This window comes from Pedobacter cryoconitis (assembly GCF_001590605.1).
In the GTDB taxonomy this organism is placed as follows: Bacteria; Bacteroidota; Bacteroidia; order Sphingobacteriales; family Sphingobacteriaceae; genus Pedobacter; species Pedobacter cryoconitis_A.
Map to the genome: position 1 here is coordinate 4,754,841 of NZ_CP014504.1, position 21,552 is coordinate 4,776,392.

The 21,552-nt window shown below is 38.6% G+C and carries 18 protein-coding genes; 10 read left to right on the top strand and 8 right to left on the bottom strand.

The window, feature by feature from the left end:
• Positions 1–3: 3 nt before the first annotated feature.
• From AY601_RS19940 to AY601_RS19960, 5 genes are all read left to right on the top strand, one after another.
• Complete coding sequence (locus AY601_RS19940; RefSeq protein ID WP_068404383.1) at positions 4–762, top strand: LytR/AlgR family response regulator transcription factor; 759 nt, start codon at positions 4–6, stop codon at positions 760–762.
• Between the two features lie 156 nt (positions 763–918).
• The gene (locus AY601_RS19945; RefSeq protein ID WP_068404385.1) at positions 919–2,094 is read left to right on the top strand and encodes an efflux RND transporter periplasmic adaptor subunit; all 1,176 of its coding nucleotides are present in this window, start codon (positions 919–921) and stop codon (positions 2,092–2,094) included.
• 53 nt (positions 2,095–2,147) lie between these two features.
• Complete coding sequence (locus AY601_RS19950; RefSeq protein WP_068404387.1) at positions 2,148–5,279, top strand: efflux RND transporter permease subunit; 3,132 nt, start codon at positions 2,148–2,150, stop codon at positions 5,277–5,279.
• A 21-nt stretch (positions 5,280–5,300) separates the two neighbouring features.
• The gene (locus AY601_RS19955) at positions 5,301–6,710 is read left to right on the top strand and encodes an efflux transporter outer membrane subunit (protein ID WP_068404389.1); all 1,410 of its coding nucleotides are present in this window, start codon (positions 5,301–5,303) and stop codon (positions 6,708–6,710) included.
• Between the two features lie 105 nt (positions 6,711–6,815).
• Positions 6,816–7,661: a YitT family protein gene (locus AY601_RS19960; RefSeq protein ID WP_232324638.1), complete on the top strand. Its 846-nt coding sequence runs from the start codon at positions 6,816–6,818 to the stop codon at positions 7,659–7,661.
• A 24-nt stretch (positions 7,662–7,685) separates the two neighbouring features.
• On the opposite strand, the gene AY601_RS19965 is transcribed toward AY601_RS19960, so the two are convergent.
• Entirely contained in the window at positions 7,686–9,083 is a 1,398-nt protein-coding gene (locus AY601_RS19965) for a S41 family peptidase (RefSeq protein ID WP_068404391.1), read from the bottom strand.
• A gap of 395 nt (positions 9,084–9,478) precedes the next feature.
• On the opposite strand from AY601_RS19965, the gene AY601_RS19970 reads away from it, so the two are divergent.
• From AY601_RS19970 to AY601_RS19990, 5 genes are all read left to right on the top strand, one after another.
• Positions 9,479–10,018, top strand: coding sequence for a hypothetical protein (locus AY601_RS19970; RefSeq protein WP_068404393.1), 540 nt, complete (start codon positions 9,479–9,481; stop codon positions 10,016–10,018).
• Positions 10,019–10,172: 154 nt separating this feature from the next.
• Positions 10,173–10,487: a hypothetical protein gene (locus tag AY601_RS19975; protein ID WP_157288024.1), complete on the top strand. Its 315-nt coding sequence runs from the start codon at positions 10,173–10,175 to the stop codon at positions 10,485–10,487.
• A 1-nt stretch (position 10,488) separates the two neighbouring features.
• Positions 10,489–10,818 (top strand): hypothetical protein, encoded by a 330-nt coding sequence (locus AY601_RS19980; RefSeq protein ID WP_068404398.1) that lies wholly within the window; start codon positions 10,489–10,491, stop codon positions 10,816–10,818.
• Positions 10,818–11,951, top strand: a complete 1,134-nt coding sequence (locus AY601_RS19985) for a glutathionylspermidine synthase family protein (protein ID WP_068404400.1) — start codon at positions 10,818–10,820, stop codon at positions 11,949–11,951. The genes AY601_RS19980 and AY601_RS19985 overlap by 1 nt, the downstream gene beginning before the upstream one ends.
• A 227-nt stretch (positions 11,952–12,178) precedes the next feature.
• Complete coding sequence (locus tag AY601_RS19990; RefSeq protein WP_068404402.1) at positions 12,179–13,219, top strand: NAD(P)-dependent alcohol dehydrogenase; 1,041 nt, start codon at positions 12,179–12,181, stop codon at positions 13,217–13,219.
• 136 nt (positions 13,220–13,355) lie between these two features.
• Here the strand turns inward: AY601_RS19990 and AY601_RS19995 are convergent, their stop codons facing one another.
• From AY601_RS19995 to AY601_RS20025, 7 genes are all read right to left on the bottom strand, one after another.
• Positions 13,356–13,700 carry a hypothetical protein gene (locus AY601_RS19995; protein ID WP_068404404.1) on the bottom strand — a complete coding sequence of 115 codons (345 nt, stop codon included), beginning with the start codon at positions 13,698–13,700 and terminating at the stop codon, positions 13,356–13,358.
• A 398-nt stretch (positions 13,701–14,098) separates the two neighbouring features.
• Positions 14,099–14,674 carry a hypothetical protein gene (locus tag AY601_RS20000; RefSeq protein WP_068404406.1) on the bottom strand — a complete coding sequence of 192 codons (576 nt, stop codon included), beginning with the start codon at positions 14,672–14,674 and terminating at the stop codon, positions 14,099–14,101.
• A gap of 148 nt (positions 14,675–14,822) precedes the next feature.
• Complete coding sequence (locus AY601_RS20005) at positions 14,823–15,155, bottom strand: hypothetical protein (protein ID WP_068404408.1); 333 nt, start codon at positions 15,153–15,155, stop codon at positions 14,823–14,825.
• A gap of 55 nt (positions 15,156–15,210) precedes the next feature.
• Positions 15,211–15,819: a glycoside hydrolase family protein gene (locus tag AY601_RS20010; protein ID WP_068404410.1), complete on the bottom strand. Its 609-nt coding sequence runs from the start codon at positions 15,817–15,819 to the stop codon at positions 15,211–15,213.
• A gap of 184 nt (positions 15,820–16,003) precedes the next feature.
• Positions 16,004–16,306 (bottom strand): hypothetical protein, encoded by a 303-nt coding sequence (locus AY601_RS20015; RefSeq protein ID WP_068404412.1) that lies wholly within the window; start codon positions 16,304–16,306, stop codon positions 16,004–16,006.
• Positions 16,307–16,310: 4 nt separating this feature from the next.
• Positions 16,311–16,616: a hypothetical protein gene (locus AY601_RS20020; protein WP_068404414.1), complete on the bottom strand. Its 306-nt coding sequence runs from the start codon at positions 16,614–16,616 to the stop codon at positions 16,311–16,313.
• 29 nt (positions 16,617–16,645) lie between these two features.
• On the bottom strand, positions 16,646–21,550 hold the full coding sequence (locus tag AY601_RS20025) for a hypothetical protein (RefSeq protein ID WP_068404416.1): 4,905 nt from the start codon (positions 21,548–21,550) through the stop codon (positions 16,646–16,648).
• Positions 21,551–21,552 lie beyond the last annotated feature (2 nt).

Below are 21,552 nucleotides of genomic sequence, written 5' to 3' on the forward strand. Positions count from 1 at the left end.
AAGATGAATGTATTAATCATAGAGGATGAAAAACTGAATGCCATACGCCTGCAAAAGATACTACTTGAAATAGATAGCCATACTGAGATTGTTGCCACACTGGATACGATCGCAGATAGTGTCCAATGGCTGCGTTCAAATCCGCATCCTAACTTGATTTTAATGGATGTGCGCCTTGCAGACGGTATTTGTTTTGAAATATTCTCTAAAGTTGAGATTACTGTTCCTGTTATTTTTACGACTGCCTATGATGAATATGCACTACGTGCTTTTAAGGTAAACAGTATTGATTACCTGTTAAAACCAATAGACATTGATGAATTAAGAGGCAGCATTTCTAAATTCAAGCAACAACACACGCAGAAAATATCTTCCGGAACAATTGAAGAGGTTGTTGCTATTATAAAAAAACAAAATCCAAATTACCGTTCCCGTTTTCTAATTCCATATCGTGATGGCTACAAGACCATTATGGTTCCAGATATTGCTTATTTTTACTCTGAGAACAAGATCACGAATATCGTTACCCGCGATGCGAAAGAACAAGCTGTATCTTATACAATGGATGAACTTGAAGAGCAACTAGACCCGGCAATATTTTTTCGTGCTAACCGGCAATACCTGATCAACATCAAAAGTCTGGAGAGTATACACAACTATTTCAATGGCAAATTAAAACTTATCCTGGTTCCTGCAGCAGCGGCCGATATTCATATCAGTAAGGAAAAGGCAAGTCAGTTTAAGAAATGGCTGGATAGCTGATTCAGTCGTACTGAAAGTTGTTTCATCTGTCAATAAAGCGTTCTCAGTTATTTCTTCTCCCTCATTTTGTGACTTAAACCATAAAATTGCATCGTTGTAATCTGTATTTATTAAGCAATATAGGTTCCCGCAATTTATGCAAATCCTATCACACTCATGAAAGTTGAAAACAAATCTCTTCTGTTAAGAAGACCAGGCCTTTTATTTTGTACAGCACTGCTCCTTACTTCTTTATTCAGTTGCCGCTCCGCTAACGAAAACACGGGTACCCAAGAAGCTCCACCAACAATACCCGTTATCACACTGACAAATTCTACAGCAACGACTACTAAAGATTATACAGGTACCCTTGAAGGAAAGGTAAATGTTGAAATCAGGCCTCAGGTAGAGGGCTATCTTGACAAGGTTTACGTTGATGAAGGTGCATTTGTGCAGGCAGGCGAATTATTATTTAAAATTAACGATCAGCCTTACCAGCAGCAATTCAATAATGCCGTTGCCGTTATGCATGCCGCAGAAGCAGCATTAAGCAATACACAGCTGGAAATAGATAAGGTTATCCCCCTGGTTAAAAGTAACGTAGTCTCTGCTATACAGCTTAAAACAGTGCAGGCAGCCCATAATGTAGCAAAAGCAAATCTGGAACAGGCAAAAGCAGCAGTAGGGTCAGCAAAGATCAATCTGGGGTTCACAAAAATTAAAGCCCCAGTAAGTGGCTTCATCGGCAGAATTCCACGCAGGTTAGGCAGTTTAGTTGGCCGGAATGATCAGCAGCCTTTAACGACGCTTTCAGATGTACATGAAATCTATGCTTACTTCTCTATTGGCGAAAGCGACTTTATCAATTTCAAATCACAGTTTCCAGGTAAAACACTGACCGAAAAAATAAAGCAGATCCCGCCGGTTTCTTTACTCCTTGCAGATAATACTATTTATACACATCAGGGACGTATCAGTATGGTTGATGGACAATTCGATAAGAATACAGGGTCTATTATGCTGAGGGCAACATTTCCGAATGCAGATGGCTTGTTACGTGCAGGAAATACCGGAAAGATCAGAATTGATCAGCTTCACCAAAGTTCTCTATTAGTCCCTCAGGCTTCAACGCTGGAACTTCAGAATAAAGTCTTTGTCTACAAACTAGCGGACAGCAACAAGCTCAGCAGAGTAATGATTGACATTGCGGGTAAAAGTGGTGCAGACTACATTATCAAAGATGGTTTAAAGCCTGGTGACAAGATCGTATCCGTTGGACTAGACCGCCTGCATGAAGGTATGGTTATCAATCCAGGTTCTTCAAAGGTTCCTTCAAAAGCTGCAAAACAATAATATTAACATTAGCCGGGACAGTTCAATTGTCCGGCATCATTATACAATGAATCATGTTTAAGAAATTCATAGAAAGACCCGTATTGGCTACGGTTATCTCCATTTTACTGTTAATACTTGGGTTCTTAAGTATGACAAAACTCCCGGTCACTCAATTTCCTGAGATTGCACCACCCAGTGTATTCGTAACAGCGGTATACCCTGGTGCAAATGCAGAAACCGTGGCACGTACCGTTGCCCCTTCTTTAGAAGACGCAATTAATGGGGTAGAGAATATGACTTATATTAAGTCAACCTCAAGCAATGACGGCTCACTAAGTCTCCAGGTTTATTTTAAACTTGGTACGGATCCCGATCAGGCAGCAGTGAACGTCCAAAACAGGGTATCACAAGCCATTAGTCAGCTACCAACAGAAGTAGTCCAAATTGGTGTAACCACGCAAAAGCAGCAGAACAGCATGATTATGTTCATGTCTATTTATGACGAAAGCAAAAAGTATGACGCTGCATTTGTGGAGAATTATGCGAAGATCAATGTGATCCCTGTGCTTAAAAGGGTTACAGGAGTTGGTAACGTTACTGTATTCGGAAACAAAGATTATGCGATGCGTATCTGGTTAAACCCAGAACAAATGGCCTCTTATGGTTTAACTCCGCAAGAAGTAATGGTAGCTATTCAGGATCAGAATGTAGAAGCAGCTCCGGGAAAATTCGGTGAAGGCAGTAAAGAAGCATTTGAATATGTACTTAAATATAAAGGTAAATCTAATCAGCCTTTAGGCTTTGAAGAGATGATTATCCGTGCAAATGCAGATGGATCAGTACTGCGTGTAAAAGACGTGGCGAAAGTTGAATTTGGCTCTTATACCTACAGCGGTGACACTTGGGTGAACGGCAAGTTCGGTGCAGGTATGGCAATTTACCAAACCGCAGGATCCAATGCAAACAAAGTACAGGAAGACATCAATGAAGCGATGTTGAAACTCTCAAAAACTTTCCCCAAAGGCTTAAAATATGAAACTCCTTTGAGCACAAAAGTTCAACTTGATCAATCGATTTCCCAGGTAATACATACTTTGATAGAAGCATTTATATTGGTTTTTATCGTGGTATTTATTTTCCTTCAGGACTTCAGATCGACCTTGATTCCCGCTATTGCTGTGCCGGTAGCAATTATTGGAACATTCTTTTTTATGCAATTATTCGGATTCTCGATTAACTTGTTAACATTGTTTGCCCTGGTACTTGCCATTGGAATTGTAGTAGATGATGCCATCGTTGTAGTGGAGGCAGTCCATTCAAAAATGGAACATGAGCATCTTGCCGCAAAACCAGCTACTTTATCGGCTATGCACGATATAACCGGGGCAGTAATCTCCATTACACTGGTTATGGCAGCTGTATTTTTACCAGTAGGTTTCATGGAAGGCCCGACAGGAGTATTCTACAGACAGTTTGCCTTTACCCTGGCTATTGCTATTGTGATTTCAGCAGTGAATGCGTTGACGCTAAGTCCTGCATTATGTGCATTATTTCTTAAAAACAACCATACCGCCCCTGCTCAAAAGACAAAGTTCAGCGACCGGTTCTTTACCGCATTTAATACCGGATTTTCAGCAATGACAGATCGGTATATCAAAAGTGTCAAAGTATTGATCCGTTTTAAATGGGCAAGTTTTGGTGCATTCGCCTTATTGATGCTTTTAACCTTCTGGATGCTGCGTACTACACCTAAAGGCTTTATTCCTGATGAGGATGGTAGTTTCATTGTATTTTCTTTAGCGATGCCAGCAGGGTCTTCTTTAGACCGGACCGGTAAGGCATTGAAGAAAGCCGATAGCATAATTAAAACCATACCCGCCGCTGAAAGCATTACGAGTATTTCTGGTTTTGATATGTTAAGTTCAGCTAACAGTCCATCATTTGGTGTCGGTTTCATTAAATTAAAAGATCTCGATAAAAGAGGAGAGGTTAAAAACATTAATGAGATCATCGGTGTGATGAATCAAAAACTCTCTACCATTCTGGAAGGCAGCATATTCGTATTCACCATGCCAACTGTTCCTGGGTTCGGGAATGTCAGCGGATTGGAATTTGTTTTACAAGACCGTACAGGAGCCAAACTTGACAAATTCAGTGAAATTGCCAGGGGGTTTACCCAGGAATTGATGAAGCGTAAAGAAATAGAGGCGGCATTTACTACTTTCAGGACAGATTATCCGCAGCTGGAAATGGAAGTTGATGCTATAAAAGCCAAGCAACTTGGTGTTAGCATAAAGGAACTGATGGGAGTTATGCAAGCTTATTACGGAAGTATACAAACTTCAGACTTTAACCGGTTTGGCAAATATTACAGAGTAGTTGTGCAGGCAAACGTAGCTTCAAGAGCGACACCTGAATCGATGAACGGAATATTTGTTAAAAACAATGGTGGCAAGATGGTTCCTGTCAACACCTTAATTAAATTAAAAAGGGTTTATGGCCCTGAAACGGTATCCCGTTATAATCTTTTCAATGCGATTAGTATTAATGCAACGACCAAAGCCGGATTCAGTACAGGCGATGCCATTAATGCGACAGAAGAAGTTGCAGCTAAATATCTTCCTGAAGGTTATAGTTATGAATGGACTGGAATGTCCCTGGAAGAAAAAACCTCTGGTGGACAGGCAGCGACCGTATTCGGTTTATGTTTACTTTTTGTTTATTTCCTGCTGGCTGCACAATATGAAAGTTATATTTTACCACTAGCAGTTATTCTTTCTGTTCCGGTAGGTATTCTGGGGGTATTGTTAGCCGTTAATATGGCTGGGCTTGAAAATAACATTTATGTCCAGGTGGCCATGGTCATGCTAATCGGCTTACTGGCTAAAAATGCGATCCTGATTATTGAATATGCCGTACAAAGGCGGAAGGCAGGAATGACCTTATTAGATTCAGCTCTTGAAGCATCTAAACTCAGACTGCGCCCAATCATTATGACCTCTCTTGCATTTATCGTTGGATTGATCCCTTTGATGCGTGCTGTTGGACCATCGGCATTAGGCAACCGTTCCATTGGAACAGGTGCAGCGGGTGGAATGGTTCTGGGTGTAATACTGGGTATATTTATTATCCCGGTACTCTACGTCGCATTTCAGTATTTACATGAAAAAATAAGTGGTCAGCAGACCGCAACAGAAAGTTAACTGACCTTTAGAAATCGGAACATGAAACTGAATAAATATATATACTTTTTAGCTTTACCACTGGCGTTATCAGCCTGCAAAACCGGAAAAGACTATGTCAGGCCTCAAACTGCCCTGCCCGGACAATTCAACACCACAACTGCAGCTACCGGAACAAGTATCGCAAATATTGCCTATAAGGATTTCTTCACAGAGCCTGCCTTAAAGCAATTAATAGACAGTGCAGTACTGCGTAATTTTGACCTTGCTTTTGCCATTAAGAATATAGAAAGTGCCAGAATAAGCTTAAAACAGACAAACGCAAGCTTTTTCCCTGATCTTACTCTGCAAGTTAATGCAGCTACTAACAGATCTTCAGATAATAGCATAAACGGAAAAAGTGCAGCGATGTTTGCCGGATCAAAACATATAGAAGACTACAATGTGAGTTTGGGCTTGTCTTGGGAGGCTGACATCTGGGGGAAAATCGGAAGGCAAAAAGAAGCCGCACTGGATACTTACCTGCAAACCGGGGCTGCAGCAAGAGCTGTTCAAACCCAGGTTGTAGCGAATGTGGCACAAGGCTTTTTTAATCTGCTGATGCTGGATGCTCAACTCGAAATAGCGCATCATAACGTTATCCTGAATGACAGTACTTTAATGGTTATCAGTTTACAAAAAGAAGCAGGACAAGTCAATAGCCTTGCCGTTCAGCAGGCCGAAGCACAGCGCCTTTCTGCAGCATTGCTTGTTCCACGATTAGAACAGACAATTGCTATCCAGGAAAATGCGTTAAGGACGCTGGCAGGTGCTTTCCCTTCAAAAGTTGAAAGAAAAGTGAGCCTGACCGCCTTTACTGTACCGGAACATTTGACAACAGGTATTCCTGCAGATATATTAGCCATCAGACCAGATGTTAAAGCAGCAGAACTAGGTGTTATGGCTGCCAATGCAAGAGTCGGAGCAACCCAGGCGAATATGTATCCTTCGCTAAACATCACAGCAAGTGGCGGTATCAATGCCTTTAAGGCAAGTAACTGGTTTAATATTCCTGGTTCGTTATTCGGTACAGTAGCAGGAGGATTAACACAGCCAATTTTTCAGCGCCGTCAATTAAAAACACAATTTGAGCTCGCCAAAGTAGAGAAAGACAAAGCTGTTATAGAATTTAAGAGGGCTGTACTTAATGCAGTAACAGAAGTTACTGACGCCATGGTTAAGCTTGAAAAGCTAAAAAAACAACGCGAACTAGAGGAATCAAGAGTACAAACTTTAAAGCAGGCCATTAAAAATGCAGATATGCTTTTCAAAAATGGGATGGCAAATTATCTGGAGATAATTACTGCGCAAAGTAACGTATTACAGAGTGAATTGAACCTCATGGACATAGAACGTCAGCAGCTCAGTGCAATGGTAGATCTTTACCGCTCACTAGGCGGAGGATGGAATTAGTAGTGTAAAAGCCAGAATTGTTTTAGATATTTGCAGAATAAACATCGCTGAAATCCTATTTAAAGATCTCCCGATCCTATTACTCTCCTTATCTAAAACAACAACATGGCAATGCCGGCAACAAAAGAACATGCAAAGAATATCGCACTGATAATTTTAGGAACCCTTATTTTCGCTTCGGGTATCAACTACTTTGCTATTCCTAATAAATTGTCTGAAGGAGGGGTTATCGGACTGACCATTGTTGCTTTCTACTATTTTCATTGGTCCCCTGGTATTTTGAACCTGATTCTGAATGCTATACTAATGGCAATAGGCTATAAGTTACTCGACAAACGCACAATTATTTACACGCTGTTTGGTATATTTTTCTCTTCACTATTTCTATTCCTTACAGAAAACACACATCCTCCTTTAACCTCAGATCCACTACTTGCAGCAATATTTGCGGGTTTATTTGTTGGTGGGGGTATAGGCCTGGTCTTTCTCTCGGGAGGTACCACAGGAGGCTCAGCTATTATTGCAAGGCTATTTCAAAAGCTCTGGGGATGGAAACTGGGTACAGCAATGCTCATCGTTGACATTGTCGTAATTGGCCTCTCTACTTTTATTATCGGCCCCGAAAAAACAATGTATACCCTGGTTGCAGTTTATATTGGTGCCAGAGTCGTAGATTTTATCGTTGAAGGATTTAATACTAAAAAGGCAGTAACTATTATCTCTGCACAATCAGTGATGATTGCTGAAAAAATAACCATGGGACTGGTCAGAGGAGCAACCGTTTTACATGGTCATGGCGCATACACCAAAGACCGCAAAGAAGTTATTTATGTAGTAATCAGCAAACCTGAACTCATCGAATTAAAAACCATGGTACATGAAACAGATCCTGATGCCTTTGTGGTGATCCACGATGTCCATGATGTTTTTGGTAAAGGATTTACCATTTAATAAGATTTGCAGGCCTTTGATGCTTTATTTTTTCTCCAAAAGCTCTTGTGCTGCTGTTACCCAATTTTGAGCAGGCGTTAATAAATAGTCTGGCTTAATCCCGACGTTATCTATACCAAGCCCCATATCAACTCTTCTGCTGCGGCTTGTCGCATAATGCAGCGCATAAGGCATACAGCTAAAAGAAATATCCCTGACATTAGCATAATCCAATACTCCGGCAGAATTTTCTCCCATCACAATGATCTTTTTACTCTGTTTTGCAGTCAAAAGAAATTGCTCAGTAGTTGATCCGCAGCCCTTATTAATCAAGACCACAATCTTTTTAGGAAAGACTTTAATGCTATCTAACACTAAATCATTATCTGCCCCCAGGCTAATGAACTGGTCTCGGTGAAGCTGCATATCTTTTATCTTTTCACGGATAAATACTTTCTGGTCTTCGGGAATATCATTCATTTTTAACAGTCCTCTCCATCCTTCCTCGTTATCTTCTGAGGCCAGGATATCTGGTCCGACAGTCTTAACTTTATTAGTATACAAATAAGGGAGCAAAGGTCTGTAGGAAAAATCGGCACCACCGCCATTATTCCTCAAATCAAGAATCAGATTAGGTGTTTTTTCCAGAATTACCTGATTTGCCTGAATTACAGAGTCAATACTTTTAGCATTTCTCTGATTAAAGGTACCAATCTGGATATAAAATGTCTGAGCTGAAAGTGATTTACAAGAAATGTCGTTTGTTAGTATTTTTTCTGTTTTCACGCTTGCTGTACCTTCTCTCTTCCAATCGCCAAATGCATTTTGACCCAGCTTCAATGAGACAGATTCCGGTGTATAATATCTATCATAGATGATTCCTTTTAAGCTGGCCTGCTGAGCTTTCAATTCCATCATTACAAAACCTGGTTTCCATGCTTTATTTTTAGATTCGAGCACTACACCTGCATAATCACGAAAGCCATTTTCACTTTTGATCAGTGCAACTTTATAAACAGAGTCTTTACTCCAGTAAATACCCGCTGCTGTTCCCGATTTCTTTAAACTGTCTATATCCTGAGCACTGATCTCCTGTTTTTCAAGACCTGCGATTAACCTGTCCTGATCTGCATCATATTTCTCTTTAGAAAGCCTGTTGCGCCCAACTTCAATATGCCCATCCTTAAAAAAGCCAATCCATTCGTTTATCAGATTGACACAGTAAGCAGGCGAGCTGATCTTTTTAGCTCTTTCCAAAACCTGGGCAGAATATTTTTGATACGCTATTTTAGTTTTAGGGTTTACTTTATCTCTGAACCCGGCGTAATTCTTTTCAATCTTATGTTGAACATATTGGAATTCTTCTGCGCAATTACAGTCTTGAGAAAAACTGCGGGGTTGGAATAGAAAAAATAGAAGGAGAGAAACAAGAATTACTTTCATATAGTCTTAACTGGTGTGATTAACCAAATATAATTATATCTACTAAACGAAGGCAGCAGCAATAAAGTGATACCGAATAATTCTTTTTCACAGAATGTCTAAAAAGCCAGCTAAACAACAAGAAATTCAATTAAAAATCGATAAACTTAATTAATCGGACAATTCTATTCAGATCTTCTCCTGAAGTCTATTCAATTGAATCAGAATAATATATTTCAATATTGTTATATTAATAAATTTATAAAGAAATTCACCAGCTAATATATCAAATACGCAAAATAACAACTGCATTTATTATTAAATAATATAAATATTAAATATAATTATTTAATATTTAATATTGTTACATTTATTTTAGTGTCAAATACCTGACACACAACAACCTAACCAAACCTATGAAAAACCTAACCATTTTTAACCTGTTAAAGTCTAAGACGGCACTTTTCGTTTTAGCAGGCGCAATGATCCTTACCTCATGTAAAAAAGAAGTTGAAGTTCAAAACCCTGGCTCACAAGATGTTTCAGCAACCAAAGTTGATGCTGAGGTATGGCGTAAAGCCAATTTAACCAACTATGAATCGTTTCCACTTCCTGGAAGTCCGGAATGTATAGAGTTTAATGGCTGCACCTGGGCTGGCCAATTCGCATTTCTTAGTGGAAAACAGACTTTAAGCTGGGTAAAAGCGAACAACATTATTTCGATTCATTCAAAAGACGCAGGAAAATACAAGTTAAAAACATTTAGAATAAGACAAGGCAGCAAACAAATTGATGCCAAAGTATATGACAATTGCGCTGACTCTGATTGTGAAGGATGCTGTACCATTAATGCGAATGAAAATGGGATCGGCTTCCTGATAGATCTTGAAAAATACACCATGCAGCGTTTCGGTTCGGGAGACGGAATCGTAGAATGGAGATGTCTAGATTGTTAATCATCATCAGTTTGCAACCAGAGCCCTTTAATTAAGATCGAAGAGCTTTGTAAAAAAAACAAAAGGGAGTTTTCTGATTGAAGAAGCTCCCTTTTATGCTGTATGATATTTTAGATTTCTTATCTTTCAGCAATTAATAGCTCAAATTCAATCCATGAAAAAATTAGTACTCGCCATCCTTATGCTATCGTTTATGGCCTGTAAAGAGGAAAATGACGATAAAGTTAAAGAAGTAGATAAAAGCGGATCAGTAGAAACTAAAGTTCACATTTCGCACCTGAATGATTCACTAGATGTAATGAAGACAGAAAATATATTCTGGGTTAAGAACAAGGATGTCAAAAGAGTGACGCGATTAGATACGATCCCTTCACTCGGACTTTCCACTGAACAGGGTGAAAATAGTTCTGGCCAGGATACCACTTTAAAAGTCAAAAAAAACTACCAGCTCTTTATTACAGTAAATTAATATGAAGAAATCAAAAGTCGTAAACCTGGTGCTCATTACCGCAGCGCTGGCTTCCTGCAGTAAGCCTAAACCAGACTGGGACTCGAATGAAGTGTATATGCGGTCTGATACTACTGCAAATTATACACATACCCAGGGTATGCACCTTTCTCCATTTCTATGGTACTATGCATTCAGACCATATGGCATGTACTATGGGGGCACCTATCATCACTCCGGTTATTATTCCTCCTCACTCTCTAAGCGCTCAAACATTGGCAGATCCAGCATGAAAGGCGCAGCAATAAGAGGAGGGTTTGGGGGCACACATTCATTTTCTGTTTCCTCGTAATGCAAAGACATACGATTACCCCAAGAAATAATTGGCAAACCTCAGTAGAAAAACTAGGCTTTGGCTTTCATACAGCAGATGTTCCTTATTGGAATGAAAATGCTTATTATGAGTTTTCTCTTTCAGAAGTTAATAAAATTGAAACAGCTACAGCCGAGCTTTGGGGCATGTGCCTTGAAGCGGTGCAGTATGTTATCGACCATAAGTTATATGCTAAATTCGCTATCCCTGATCAGGCCATAGCAATTATAGAAAAGAGCTGGAATGATGATGTCCCTGCTATCTATGGTCGTTTTGACTTCGGTTTTGACGGAACAGACTTAAAGTTGTTTGAGTTTAATGCTGATACACCGACCTCTTTATTTGAAGCAGGCATCGTACAATGGTTCTGGCTACAGGATTTTGCCTCTCATAAAGATCAATTCAACTCTGTACATGAACGCCTGATTGATTACTGGAAATATTTAAAGCCTTATCTCCATGAGGGGACCTTACATTTTACCTGCGTTAAGCAATCACTGGAAGATTTAACCACAGCAGAGTACATGAGAGATTGTGCAATTCAGGCTGGTATACCAACAAAACTTGTTTTCATTGATGATATCGGCTGGAATCAGGAAGAATGTGAGTTTGTAGATTTAGAAGATCAGGAGATTAAAAACATTTTCAAGCTTTATCCCTGGGAATGGATGGTTAACGAACCATTTTTTGATCAGCTACTCTTAAATCCTGAAGTATACTGGATTGAACCAGCCTGGAAAATGATCCTTTCTAATAAGGCTATACTACCTGTTTTATGGAAGCTATACCCTAATTGTCCTTATATCCTGGAATGCTATTTTGAAGAAGAAAACAGATTGACCGATTATGTAAAGAAGCCAATCTATTCCAGAGAAGGAGCAAATATCAGCATTTTTAAAAATGGACAGGTAGTAGAGGAAACCAGAGGTATTTATGGCAAGGAAGGTTTCATCTGTCAGCAAACCTTCAACATCCCCAGGTTCGAAAGCAAAACCCCAATCATCGGGTCATGGGTTATTGGTCAGCAACCTTCGGGTATGGGGATCCGGGAGGATGATAGTTTGATTACCGGAAACACATCCTGTTTCATTCCTCACCTGATTAATAATTAAATAGAGTTGACATATACTGATGAAGAGTCCGGACTAACAAAATGCTCCAGGGCTTTTCTCTTTGGAATATTTAACTTTTTAAAGGAGCTCAAAAGAGCATTCTGGCATTACTCCAATGACATTACGCAAAACTCTTTGAAAATTACAATTATTGCTTTGAATTTTGTAATTCTGATCCGGGCTACAGGTTATACATTTGAATAATAATATAACATAAGATCTTAACCATGATACAAGCCAAAGGATATGCAGCACAAGATGCTCAAACAGACTTAGCCCCCTGGAACTTTGAACACAGGGAAGTAGGGCCGCATGATGTTCAAATTGAAATCTCCTATTGTGGCGTTTGCCATTCCGACCTTCACCAGATTAAGAACGATTGGTTTCCTGGTATATTCCCAATGGTACCAGGACACGAAATCGTAGGCAAGATTGTAAAAGTTGGTGAACACGTAAAAAAATTCAGTCCAGGGGAACTTGCTGGTGTTGGCTGTATGGTCGATTCTTGCCAGGTTTGTGAAAATTGCAAAGATGGACTGGAGCAATATTGTCTTGAAGGAAATACTCAGACCTATAATAACAATGACAGATCCGGAGTACCAACTTATGGAGGTTATTCTAATACGATTGTAGTTCGGGAAGAATTTGTATTGCACATCTCTGAGAAATTGGCTCTTGCAGCAACTGCTCCGTTGCTTTGCGCAGGTATTACGACTTACTCACCTTTACGTCACTGGAAAGTTGGTAAAGGCCACAAATTAGCAGTTTTAGGTTTAGGCGGATTAGGACACATGGGCGTGAAGTTCGGTGTGGCTTTCGGTGCTGAAGTAACCGTATTAAGTACTTCTCCTGCAAAAGAAGAAGCTGCAAAAGCATTAGGAGCACATCACTTTGTAGTGACTTCAGATCCTGCTCAGCTTGAAGCTGTAAAGGGCTCATTTGACTTTATTCTGGATACGGTATCTGCAGTTCATGATATGGACATGTATATCTCCTTATTGCGTACAAATGGTACACATATTTGTGTTGGTGTTCCATCTGAAGCTTATGCGATTCAGCCATTCTCTTTATTAGGTGGCCGTAAAAGTGTTGCAGGTTCAGGTATCGGCGGTATAGCTGAAACTCAGGAAATGCTTGATTTCTGTGCAGAACATGATATTGTTTCTGATGTTGAGGTGATTGATATTAAAGATATTACTGCATCTTACGAAAGAATGCTAAAAGGTGATGTCCGTTACAGATTTGTTATTGACATGGCAACGCTTTAAGCATAAGGTTAGCAATCATGCTGTAATTAACAAGAAAAGCCACTCATAAAAATGCTCCCATAAGTTTAGATGAACTATTGGGAGCACATCCATCAGGATTGGCTTTTTTGTTGTAGCCTAAAGAGCTGTAATAAATTTATAACGTCAGGTTACCTGCTACACGAATAAGCCTTCCACTTACTGTATGAATCTTAATATTTACATTAATAACCCCGTTATTATTGAAAACACCACCATTTTGTACGTAATCAACGGCAATATCATTCCCAGTAGCGGTTTCATAAACATTTGCGCTTGAGACTATATTAGTGGCAAGATCTCCAAATATGGAAATAGTATAAATACCCTGGACAATATAACCCAGATAAGAATTTGCCTGTTTATTACTATGAACAGGATTAACTGTTTTAGCAAAAGAAGACGATGTAGGGAAGCTTAGAAACATTGATACAAACAATGCACCGGTTAAGATTTTTCTCATAAATTTATGTTTTAGGGTTATAAACTACATAAATATACTTATTAATTACTTAAGATATCAAAAAAAGCAATTAGCATAAAATTCATAATCTAGCTCTCACACCTATTCTATTCTTCTTGACAGATTAAATCTTACTTGACAGGTTTATTTTTTGGAAGTAAAAGCAGATAACCATTATCCGGGACTAGTTGCTAAAATCAGCATCAATCCTTGGCTTTTAACTCATAAAATAACTAAAAGGAGAGTAATATTGAATGTAAAAAAAGCCTTTAGAAAAAATCTAAAGGCTTTGTGGTCCCGACGAGAATCGAATACCAATCAATAAAGAACTCATTATCAAATATTTAAAATATATTTATAATTATAGGCGCAATATGGTGTAAATTTAATCTTAAAAACTAAGATTTTGGCAGATCTCTGGATCGTTTAATTAACCATATGACCGCACCAGCAAATACAGCAATTACTGCTAAAATAATCATGACATACCAAAGTGTGTTTTTAGGCGCTTTATCTAAAACTGATTTTTCGTCCGAAGATTTATTAGTATTTAATACCGCTTCAGTTTTACGAGAACTTTGAATAATATCATTATGATGTGTAATTTGCCTTTCCATCTTAACAGGTATAACCTGGGCCTTAATTACGGCTGCGACTGAAAGCATACCGGTGACAGGATTAAGTAACAAGGTAACGTCCACTAGTTCGTTCTTAATGGCGGTCATACCATTGATCAAACTATCCATATTTAATTCAGTATTCTGAACAACTGTTTTAGCTGGAATAGTAATAGAGGTATCAATAGATTCTTTAATTGTCGTGACTGACTTGTCAATTATCAACCCAACACTATCCTTTTGTATCTCCTGTTTGGATTCAACTTTCGCCAGGCTGTTTTCTTTGTGAACCTTTTTAAATATTCCGCAGCCACTGAAAGAAACGATCAGGGCCAGCATTAAAATTAATCTTTTCATGTTGACTTCAATAAAATGTTTATGCTATCAAGTTTCTGATTCAAAATATCCATCCTGTTGATGGGAGGTACCGGCTTCCCTCTGCCTACCCTGTTTGCAGGAACAGCAGAGAAAAAAAGGAGAAATACTGGTATTAATAATAATTTTTTCATTTCGATTTCTGGATTATGTAATCTTTAATAATGGATACAGCTCCGTTAACATTAGTTATAGCAGAGTCTGCTTTAGCCTTCGTGCTGTCGCTTGCTTCTCTGATGGGAGCAACCTGACTGGTAACTTCCTTAGTTACTACCCTGGGAACTTGCTTACGCACTTCTTCAATCACCATTCCGTACATCTTATCTTTATCATTATCCTTTGTATAGAGAACGTAGACAAGTGAAATACCTAATGCAGCAATTAATACGGATTGGAGATCATTTTTAATCATGGCCACCAACTGCTTGAAGAGTCCTAGTTTTTCTTTTAGTGGATCTTGCATTTGTTCCCCTTATATTTTGTTTAATTCAGAAAGCGTTTGCGGTCCGGCAATTCCATCAGGAATAAGTCCGTTTTTTTTTCTGAAATGCGATTACTGCAGCTTTGGTATTCTTGCCGAATATTCCATCATCCGGAAGACCGAGTTTTGACTGAATGTATTTAACCTGGTTGACGTACAACTGTTCATCAGTTGCTTGCTGCTCATTATACGGTGTGAAATATAAAGCAGCTTCACGTTTTCTCCTGGCAAGGAGGATAGGCTTACCACCTGCGTTTTTCCAAGCTTCGAATGCTTGTTGAATTTTAGGATCTTCTTTATCCTCGTTGACCACCTTTAACAAGTTTGATGTTTTAAAGCCAGTAGTGCCAATGTTGTAAGTTAATGATGTCAACGCATCAAACTGATTATGATTGATGTCGTCACGGGTTGGAGCCCAAACTGCCTGCTCATAAGACTTAAGCATTAAACGGAATAACTGGATAGCTCTGCTGACAGTTAGTTCCGGATCTTTCATTGTCACCCTATTACCCGAATCTGGGTAATAGGTCATTCCCACTCCTATAGTAGGTATCCCCACCTGATCCAAGTATGGCCTTCTTACAAGCCCCTCTTCGTGAATTAAAAACTGTATCCCCTTATTTGATGTCTCCCTTATCTCCTTCATATCTCCCTCACTTTTAGTGTTTCATACAAAACTACCGCCATGTATTGCTCACACCAGAGCAAAGCGTTGACAATGTCATACATTGTCAAGCATTTAGTATAATAGTCTTAAAGAAGTATATTTACAACATGCGTTCAAAAAATGAAGTGTAATTAAAAAGCCACATGTTAAAGTGGCTTTTTAATTACAAAGATGCCGTTATGATGTCAACCTCTGTTTTAACTGCTGCGACAAGCGCATTATCACATTCTGTGTTACTGAATGATATATTGATATTCGTTCCATTTTTTGAATACGAAAAATAGCATTGCGTTTCTCCAGATACCGAATCAATATTCGACTGTACACCATTGACTTGCACATCATTCACCTGTTTTTCACTTTCGAAAGAGTATTGGAAACTTAATTTCCAGCCTTTGAAGTCCATTGAATCATTTTTTTGGGTTCGGGTAGATACATTGACCCTTTTTTCTGTTGTAGTAGCCATATTGTTATTTATTTAAATTTTCTAATTTGGTTGTTAAGTAATTTTTCAGTGCATTGTGTGCTGGGGTACCTAATAATTTTGTTACCTCAATCGCATTAATTAATAGATTAAGCTCTTCTATGGATAACTCTGTTATTTTTTCAGATTTATAGGAGTGATAAATTTTACTTCCCAATTCAGATAGAGGAATGTCGCCACCTATGTAAATCGTGTTCCCAAACCCTTTAACCCATTGATCAGGAAGAGCTAATTCAGTCCCTTCTAAATCCTTATAGATGACTTCTTTGAAGTCTAATATTATTGTTTTCATATATTTGTTTATCTGTTTGCTTTTAAATATTACTGGTTTATCGGTGGGTTTTGACTAGAATTAAATCTTCCTCCTCCGACTAAAATACCGCTTGATACTTTAATGCCCCAATAATTTGTACTGTCATACTGTGACAATCTGATATAACCATTTAGACCCATTTCGCTACCAACCCTTATATTCCCTTTTATTATATCGATTGCTACATTATTGTTTGTACCGGAGCATTCAACTGTAATCGCAACATTTTCATTTGCAGGGGTTGTAAATATTGTATTTCTAAATTCAGCTGTTCCAGAGGACGTATCTAACCCTGGAATAGAAGAACCAGCACTACCAATTCTTGAAAAAAAGACACCTCCATTTTGTCCCGCTCTATAGTGGAATAATTGATTATTAATAGAATCCATTACAAACTCACCTGAAGATAATTTGTTACTACCAATAGTAAATCCCCCAATACTTCCAGTTGTGGCGTTTATGGTGCCAGTTATGTTAGCATTAACAGCAGTCAATAATCCGGCACTGGTTACAGAAAACAAGCCATTTGATGAAGTAATAGCGTTATTCTGAATCAAAATACCTCCAATTGTACCTTTTGTAAAGTTTAGATCCAGCCCCGTAATGTAACCGACATTAATCACATTGGCTCTTACGTGAGCAGCATCAACTGAAAATGTAACTACACTGCCGTTATCTATAGTCGTTACCCCCTGTGCTGCGGCCAAAGCAATTGATCTATAAGCCATTGTTTTTAATTGCCCTGTCAGATTATTGTAGGCGGTATTTGCTGATGTCACAGCGTTATTGTAGGCTGCGGTAGCTTTATTACTTGCATCAGCAGCTGCTGCTATCTGAGCAGCCGAGGCTGCGGAATTTGATACTGTATTTGCATAAGTATTTGATGCTGATACAGCAGTATTGTAAGCATTATTCGCTTTAGTTTGAGCATCCGTACTGGCACCGGACAAAGCATTAGCTTGAGCAGCATTTGCCTTTGTTGTGGCTACGGAATCAGCAAATACATTAGCCTGGGCTAATGCTTGATTTGCTTTTTCTGTAGCATCACGTGCTACATCTTCAGGAGAAGGTTTTATCGTTGTTGCCTTGTTGCCTTCTTCAATCTGTATAGTAGAATACTCTACAGTATTTCCGACATATCCAGATCCACCAATGATTAGTGCAATATTTCCAGAATCTATTGTTGTAAATGTTAAAGAGATCACGCCCCAGCTAGTTGTTGCTGTAGCAGGCAAATACCCAGACTGAACAAGTGTTTGGTTGCTTTGAAACACTGATAACTTAGCACCGAAATCAGCTAAATTTCCATTTACTAATTTATACCTTAATGATAACGTGTATTGCTTACCTCCAATTATAGGTATTGATAAATCAGCCCCAATAAACCTGTAATTATTAAAATTCAAGTTAGTTAAGGTTGTAATCAAGTAAGACCCACTTGATGTTTTTACGATACTACTCCCCCCGGAATAGTCACTTCCGCTAAATATTAGGTTGGAGTAGTTTTTTAATAAGTTAACAGCACCAATTTTAACATCAGCAACGGTTTTATCTATACCTTTTTGAACATCATTAAAAGAAGGGGACCAGTCACCAGCTTTATTCCCTAACTCCATTTTCACACCATCCAAAAGAAACCAGGCTGGTGTAGTGGCATCGAATCTTACTGCTACGGTAGTTACTCCCGCTGGTGTTGTAAATGTTACTCCTGATCTCTTGCCCCATAAACCATCTATATTTAAATTAGTGACAGGAATAGTACTATATGTGCTGTTACTATATGCTAACGTAATATTTAATGTATTTCCCGCATAAGGCAGAATAGAATAGAAAGAAACTGTATACTGAGTATTTGATGATACATTTATTTTTGGCATCTGAAAATAAAGTACAGCACTATTTCCTAAGTTGGTTGTAAACAAAAAATAGGTTCCTAATTTTGCCTTAATCCCCCCATATTCATCTGTCAATTTAGGTGTACAGTTAAAGGTAGTTTCAAAAACAGGTAAAGCTTCAAAATTACCGTCTGACAATAGGTTTGTTCCTCCAACCTGAATATTATCAACCAGGCTCTTTGCCACATCATTGATAAGCTTCAATAATGCTATCTTAGCATCATAGTAGGTTTTAAATGTAGCCCTGAAAGTTGAGCCAACTATAACTGTATTTACAGTCATGCTTACTAGCAAAGGAGTAATGTAAGTGTTCAGGTTGCTATAAGCGGTATCATAAGCCACGGTAGATATCGTATAAGTACCGGCACTCGCATTTACAACCGGCTTTTCCCCTTGGATTATTTGCCATTCTTTAAGCACGTCCTGCTTTTCAGAGGGTGTTAACAGATTATCGTTTGCTATATCAGTAAGCAAGTTGTTGGCAGTTGTGGCCGAAGTCTGAGCATTATTTGCAGCAGTTTGAGCCGCTGCTGCGTTACTAATGGCAGTATTTGCCGAAGATTGTGCGGCATCTGCTATCTGCTTAGCCTTATCACTTATCAGCTTTAATAATGCAACTTTACTATCGTAATATGATTTAAAGGTTGTTCTAAAGGTTGCTCCTACAATAACACTATTCGTTGTCATCGACGCCAATAATGGAGTAATATAAGTATTGAGCGTATTATATGCCGTATCGTAAGAAGTAGTCGCGATTGAATAAGTGGTAGCACTCGCATTCACTATCGGTTTTTCACTCTGGATAATTTGCCATTCTTTCAATATGTCTTGCTTCTCACCAGGCATAAGGAGATTGTCATCAGCAATATTAGCCAGTAAATTGTTTGCGGTTGTGGCGCTTATTTGCGCATTACTTGCAGCATTTTGAGCTGTCGCTGCATTTGTTAAAGCATTTGTGGCTACAGTGTCAACATCCTTGACATCCTTTAATGTACCAGCACTACTTCTAAAATTTATCTTGCCAAATATTGTGCTGTTATCCAGGTCAAAACCTGTAAGTCCATCACGTGAAATTATCTTACCAATTTTAATACGGGCAGCAGTGATATCCGCAATACCATTGGTAAAGTCAGAATTACGGTATCCATCCAGAACAGGATAAATTACACCAGCTAAAAACATCCAGAAACCAGCAACATCTTCTGGTTTAATTTGATCGATGGTAATTACAAAAGTTCCAGACTGATTGGTTTTTGAACATTTACAATAGACATAATACAGCTTATCTGGGATCAACCCAGATTGAGCCACTGGCTGTAGTTGCCAGATATTTTGATTACCTGGATTAGCATATTCAAAATGGACCAGCTCCCCAAGAGATATTGACACTGAGTTCGCATTTCCACCATAGTTATCAGTTATGTATACTTTATTAAGTCTGAAGTTCTGCGATTTAGTTCCTATAATAGCAAGTAATGTAGTTAATACACCTACATCATACCTATCAGCATCAAGCTTGCCATCTGGATTGAATATGCTGAGTTCAAATGCCCGCAGATTTTGAACCCCACGCTTTGCAAGAACCTCACTTTTTCGATCAATCTCCTGAACTTGTTTATTTGCCTGGATAACATCAGCAATTAATTTGACTGTTTTATCGTAACGGATCTCGTTACCTATGATCGCAGTTATATCATACCTATTTACTAAAGGGAAAGTAATCTCAGTGAACCTTAATACTTCATCTACCGCCCAATCAGTATCCTTAACAGTAGCACGATCGCCAGCTCTTAACTTTGTATTACTATCACGTAATACTTTCGGATCTGGTTTAGCTCCGTATAATAATCTCTGAAATTCATTTTCATTAAGGAACTTTAGCGTTTCAGTTCTTAGGTCATTTTCTGAACGTGTCACATATTCAGCAGGCATATTCATATCCAGTAACGTGAACTTATTTCCGATCTCCGGAAGATTCAAATCATTGGGACGGATATATCCATTAGTATCAGTGCTATTGATCAGGGTGATTGTCCTGGTAGCATGAACGTATGAATCGATTTCAAACTCATTACCCGTAAGTATGCCTGTAAGAAATGACACCTTAGCCTTAACACCTTCCTGTAGAAAATTATTGATATTAAAATCAATTGAAGTATCTGTTATGGTGGTAGATATAATTTTATTTGCTGAGTCCCTTAAAACAGTTGTAGCAGTAATTGTACCCTTAAATTGTGGAAATATATTTTCATTAATATAACGGCCTTCCTTTACTCTTTGAGTACCAACTGTCACGCCAGGAGTTTGTACAAATTCACCTTCAAATATTAAGTTATTATAAAGACCGCCCCTGTATTTTGAGGTAATATTACGTGTACCACCTTGGCCATAAGCACGGGTAATTACATTTTTGCTTGCATCAGGAGATCTTTTAATTTGATGAAGTCCTTTGCCTCTGCCTAATTCGAATACCAATCCAGTATCACGGCCAATAGACTCAACCATTTTAAGGCCCTTACCTTTTACGTCCCACTCTAATCCGGTTGCCTCAGATATTATATCAAGAGCGGTTCTTACATAGGTGAAGTCATATTCTATAGTAACAGGCTCTGTATTGTCAACTTCAATTATAAACCATCCTGAACCAGCTTGATTTGCAGAATTGATGATCATCTGGCAGTGCTCAAGAGCTGTACCATAAAGGGGAAACTTTTTAGCTCCTAACGAGCTTTTGACATACACATCGAGCAACTTGTAAAATGCAGCTTCAAAGTTAACGCTGATCTTTTGGGATAAAATAGCACCATCCTTTTCTCGATCTGACATAAGGTTTACTGAAAACTCCTCGTCCTCGAAAATTATATAATCCTCTTCCTGTATGTCAATATTCTCAACAGTTGATACAGGGCATGATATTAACCTGGTGCCTTGTAACTTTTCATTAAAAACTGTACTGGTATCAATATCAATTGATGCGATAATTGCACCAGTTCTGAATATATCTAATTTATTGATCATTT